Raw genomic sequence first — 4,957 nt, 5'->3', positions numbered from 1 at the left:
TAAAATCACCGACTTTCAGGCCCCTTTTTACTTTGTTGACGAGATGGAAGAGGGCACTTTTACACGTTTCCGGCATGAGCACCATTTTAGTGAACAGCAGAACAGAACAGTTATGCTTGATGTTTTTGATTACACATCGCCATGGGGAGTTTTGGGCAGATTAGCAGACCATCTTTTTCTGGAAAAGTATATGACGAATCTTCTGAAGACCCGAAACGAGGTAATTAAAGATTTTGCAGAGTCCGGAAAATGGAAAACTGTACTAAGTTAAAAAGGTAAGTTAAACCTCCTTTCCCGCCTTTACAAACTGGCTTCATGCACAGCCGCAATTTATGCTGAATCTCAACTTGCGGCATGAACCACCAAAGGCTATTCCACTAAAATCGGAAACTATCAGCAGCAAGCTCTAAAGTTTGTATCCATTCTTTTCAGCTCTCTGTTGATGATTAACCGGAGTTAGTAGATATCCGGCTGTTATCAGGAAAGGGCTTCGCTGCAGGTATAGCTGTATTTCGTATAATATACTAATAATCAGTGTTGTATATTGTGCTTAAGTCTACTCGCCATGCAGTCTCACAACCTAACTACCCATACTTCTGAACGTGTGCAACCTGCAGCACGCTTCCATATAATCAATATCTTTCGGCGGGATTTTGATCATTACGATGGCGTACCCAGGATAAACATCTATCTGTTGCGGCTCCTTTTTACCCTGATGTTTCTGTTTGTTTCCTACGAATCCTGGACGTACATTCTCACGCATACCGGACCGTGGAATAATGCGCAGGCCGCAGCCTGGTGCATGTGGGGCGCGTACTCCATTATCTCTTTCATCGGGATAATCCGTCCGCTCAAGATGCTGCCGATCGTATTGTTCGAAATCATCTATAAAATTACCTGGCTGGCTGTTGTCGCTTATCCCTTGTGGTCAAACAATGAATTGATTGGCTCCCCGGCAGAAGGTATGACGCGCGCCTTTTTGTGGGTCGTGTTGCCGATTGTGGCCATGCCCTGGCGGTATTTTTTCAGAACGCATCTGCTGGGCAAGCAAACGGCCTGATCACAGCGTGGTAAAGCTTTTCTGCTTCGTTCATCCGATCGTTGGGGAAGACCACTAACACCAGCGCGATCCGGCTGAGCCCAACCTATACCTTCCCGCGTTCTCGCCGTAAATCCTGAAATGAAAGCTATTTCGCTAGTCTTCTTTTTCAGTTGCGTCCTGGGGCAGGCTATGGGGCAGAATCTGGTCAAAAATTCTGGGCTCGAAGAAGTTAAAAACGGTGTGGTTGGCTTCCGAGGAGTGAGCGGCACACCGGATATCGCATCTGTAGACAATAAAGTCATTCAGTATCCGCCTTATTACAACCCATACCTTTCGGCTATACCTGGTCGGAGTGTCTCCTCCATTCAGTTCGGGGAAATTTGCTTTTGCCTGTGGTTCAGTTCCGGCACCAGTGAGCTCATGCAGGCGGAGCTGCGCAAGCCGCTCAAAAAGAACAGGGAGTACCTCGTGTCCCTCTACACCATCCGGACCGCAGAAACAGAACCTGCCATCAAAGAAATAACGACTTATTTTACCAAACATCCCCTGCTTGCCACCCGGGAGGTATACGGGCAAGCCAGGCACAAACTCACAGGTATAGCTATACCTTATACCTCCCTGACCTCAGCTACAGGAGCACCCATCGTCTCGCAGGATGCGTGGACAAAAGTGAGCGGCGTGTACAAAGCGAAAGGAGGGGAGCGCTACCTCACCATCGGCAACTTCATTGGGGCAAATAAAGCGGAGTTGGATGTGCTGAATCCGGCAGAAACGGATACGATCAAAAATTACAAGGTCAAAGGCACCTACTATTGCTACGACAACCTCAGCGTGATGCCGCTAGCAGAAAACCTGGCAGCTGCTGCTATACCTGGCGCAGCCATAACGGAGCCGTCAGCATCTCTCAATACCACCTTAGCCATCGGAAAGACCATTACGTTGGGAGACATCAACTTTACTTCAGGCGATCACCATATTCTGGAAATTGCCTTTCCTACCCTGGATTCCCTGGCAACTTTCCTGCTGGCAGAGCCCCAGGCCGTCGTGCATGTGCAGGGGCATACCGACGATGTTGGCTCGGAGGAGGATAACCTGAGGCTGTCTCTCCACAGGGCGCAGGCCGTGCAGCTATACCTGTTGCAAAAGGGAATCGCAGCGGAGCGAATTACTTTCCGGGGCGTAGGGGAGCGTATGCCGAAAGTGGAAAATGATTCGGATGAAAACAGGGCGCTGAACAGGAGAGTAGAGATTGAAATAAGACAAAGATAATCAGCCTGTTCCGTATACAAACAGCAGAAACTTAACCCACTCAAAAATGAGAATTCTATTGGTAGGAGGTACTGGCACCATTGGCAAAAAAATTTACTGGAGACTCCAGGAAAAACACGAATTGATCTCGGCAGGCACCAAAAGCGGTGACTACCAGTTTGATATGACGGATGTCGGTTCAATCAAAGAACTGTTCAAGCAGGTAGGTAAACTGGATGCCCTGGTTGTGGCAGCCGGCGGCGGCCCGATGGGCCCGCTCGAACAACTCACCGAAGAGCAGTTTTACGAAGGCATCCGCAACAAAATGATGGGCCAGATCAACCTGGCGCTCATTGGACAGAAGCACATCCAAAGCGGCGGAAGCATCACCCTCACCTCCGGCATTCTTTCTGAAGACCCGATTGCAATGGGGACGATCCTGAGTACGGTGAACGGCGCTGTCAACGGGTTTGTGGTAGGTGCGGCCGGGGAACTGTTCCGGCAAGGTATACGCATCAACGTGGTGAGCCCGGGCATTGTGGAGGATTCCATAGAAGCCATCGGTACATATTTTCCGGGCCACCACCCGGTAGCCATGGACAAAGTTGTGAATGCTTATGTCAAGAGCATAGAAGGCGTGCGCACCGGTGAAATTATCCGCGTCTTCTAAAAGCGCCTTCTTCCCGAGCATTTCTCCCCATCTTTCTTTAATTTGCTGCCTTTATAAAGCAACAGAATCCATGACCTATACAGAACGATTAGCCGCCATCCGTCAGCAGATGAAGGAGCAGGGCGTGAGTGCCTACATCATCCCTTCGGCTGACCCGCATATAAGTGAATACCTGCCAGACCGCTACAAATGCATTTACTTCGCCTCCGGCTTTACCGGCTCGGCCGGAACGCTGGTGATCACAGAAGACTTTGCTGGTCTCTGGACCGATGCCCGTTACTTTGTGCAGGCCAACGAGCAGCTGGCGGGCAGCGGCTTTGAGCTGGTGAAACTGCTCATACAACACAATCCGGAATACATTGGCTGGCTGGCCGGTCGCCTGCAGCCCGGCGAAGTGGTCGCCTACGACGCCAAACTCATATCGGTGGGGCTGGCGCAGTTGCTGGAGCAGCAGCTGGCACCGCTGGGTATAAAACTGGCCACAGACCTCGATTTCCTGGACCCGATCTGGGAAGACCGGCCGGAATTGCCTACGGCTCCGGCTTTTCTGCTGGATGAGGAGACTACCGGGAAACCGACCACTGAGAAGCTGGCCGACCTGCGCGCAGCCCTCAAAAAAGCCAGAGCCGATTACCACCTGATCTCGTCGCTCGATGACCTGGCCTGGCTCTTCAACATGCGCGGCTCGGACGTGAAATGCAACCCTGTGGTGCTGGGTTTTGCGCTGATCAGCCAGCAAGAAGTTATGCTCTTTGTGGATGCCGCCAAGCTAAGCGAAGTGGACAAGCAGGAACTGCAGCAAGCCGGCGTGACGCTGAAGCCCTATGAGGAAGTGGAGCAGGTGCTGGCGGAGCTGCCGGTGCATTCATCCATCTTCATCGATCCCAAACGCAACTGCTATGCGCTCTACAAGCAGCTTCCGGCTGAAGTACGTGTGATCCAGGAGACCAATCCGACCACTTTTTTCAAAGCCGTCAAAAATGAGGTAGAGATAAAAAATACCCGCGATGCCATGGTAAAAGACGGGGTGGTGCTGACACGCTTCTTTAAATGGCTGGAGGAAAATGTCGCGAACGGCGGTATTACAGAGATAGCAGTAGCAGATAAGGTGCGCGGGTTCCGGGCAGAGCAGGAAGGTTTCGTGGGCGAGAGCTTCGACACCATTGCCGGTTACAAAGCACACGGCGCCCTGCCTCACTACAAGGCCACTCCGGAGAGCGATGTGGAACTCAAGGCCGATGGCCTGTTCCTGCTCGATTCCGGCGGGCAGTACCGTACCGGCACTACCGACATCACCCGCGTGGTTTCGCTGGGCAACCTCACCGAAGCAGAGAAAACCGACTATACCCTGGTGCTGAAAGGGATGATCGATGGCGCGACGGCCCGCTTTCCGAAAGGCACGCGCGGCTACCAGATCGATGCTATCACCCGCAAGCCGCTCTGGGACCACGCCCGCAACTACGGCCACGGTACCGGCCACGGCGTCGGCTTTTTCCTGAATGTGCACGAAGGTCCGCAGGTATTCAACCCGACTCCCATACCTGTAGACATCGAACTGGGTATGATCACGTCGGTGGAGCCCGGTATTTACCGTCCGGAGCAGTACGGTATCCGCATCGAAAACCTCGTGCTGACTGTACTCGACGAGGCAAATGATTTCGGTGAGTTCTATACCTTCGAGCAACTGACCCTTGCCCTGATCGATACCGCCCCGGTGAAGAAGCAACTCCTGGAAGAACGCCAGATTCAGTGGCTGAACGGGTATAACCAACTGGTAGTAGAAAAACTCGGCCCGCACCTCACAGCAGAGGAACTGGGTTGGCTGAAAGAGAAAGCAAAGGCGATTTAAGGAGTTCTGAGTCGCGAGTTCTGAGTCTCGAGTTAAATTGATTGAACCGGCTATACCTGCTTCGGGAGGTATAGCCGGTTTTTTTCAGATTCAGGATTATCATTTTTTAAAGAGTGGCCCTATCCCCAGGATTCACAGGATCTTGTAG

The 4,957-nt window shown here is 51.8% G+C and carries 5 protein-coding genes; all 5 read left to right on the top strand.

Features of this window, described 5'->3' with window-relative positions:
- The coding region (locus OB13_RS18955) for an SRPBCC family protein (RefSeq protein ID WP_461491754.1) at window positions 1-271 on the top strand (271 nt) is incomplete at its 5' end.
- 294 nt (window positions 272-565) lie between these two features.
- Window positions 566-1,060 (top strand): hypothetical protein, encoded by a 495-nt coding sequence (locus OB13_RS18950; RefSeq protein ID WP_461491753.1) that lies wholly within the window; start codon window positions 566-568, stop codon window positions 1,058-1,060.
- 120 nt (window positions 1,061-1,180) lie between these two features.
- Window positions 1,181-2,311 (top strand): OmpA family protein, encoded by a 1,131-nt coding sequence (locus tag OB13_RS18945; RefSeq protein WP_461491752.1) that lies wholly within the window; start codon window positions 1,181-1,183, stop codon window positions 2,309-2,311.
- A gap of 46 nt (window positions 2,312-2,357) precedes the next feature.
- The gene (locus OB13_RS18940; RefSeq protein ID WP_461491751.1) at window positions 2,358-2,960 is read left to right on the top strand and encodes a short chain dehydrogenase; all 603 of its coding nucleotides are present in this window, start codon (window positions 2,358-2,360) and stop codon (window positions 2,958-2,960) included.
- 70 nt (window positions 2,961-3,030) lie between these two features.
- Window positions 3,031-4,809, top strand: coding sequence for an aminopeptidase P family protein (locus tag OB13_RS18935; RefSeq protein ID WP_461491750.1), 1,779 nt, complete (start codon window positions 3,031-3,033; stop codon window positions 4,807-4,809).
- The last annotated feature ends 148 nt before the right edge of the window (window positions 4,810-4,957 follow it).

The sequence above is a fragment of the Pontibacter sp. HJ8 genome, assembly GCF_054824225.1.
This window is presented reverse-complemented; position numbering and strand designations above follow the sequence as displayed.

Excerpts from the sequence above, each read along its gene's own strand:
- OB13_RS18950 (WP_461491753.1), top strand. The coding sequence starts at position 566 with ATGCAGTCTCACAACCTAACTACCCATACTTCTGAACGTGTGCAACCT.
- OB13_RS18945 (WP_461491752.1), top strand. The coding sequence starts at position 1,181 with ATGAAAGCTATTTCGCTAGTCTTCTTTTTCAGTTGCGTCCTGGGGCAG.
- OB13_RS18940 (WP_461491751.1), top strand. The coding sequence starts at position 2,358 with ATGAGAATTCTATTGGTAGGAGGTACTGGCACCATTGGCAAAAAAATT.
- OB13_RS18935 (WP_461491750.1), top strand. The coding sequence starts at position 3,031 with ATGACCTATACAGAACGATTAGCCGCCATCCGTCAGCAGATGAAGGAG.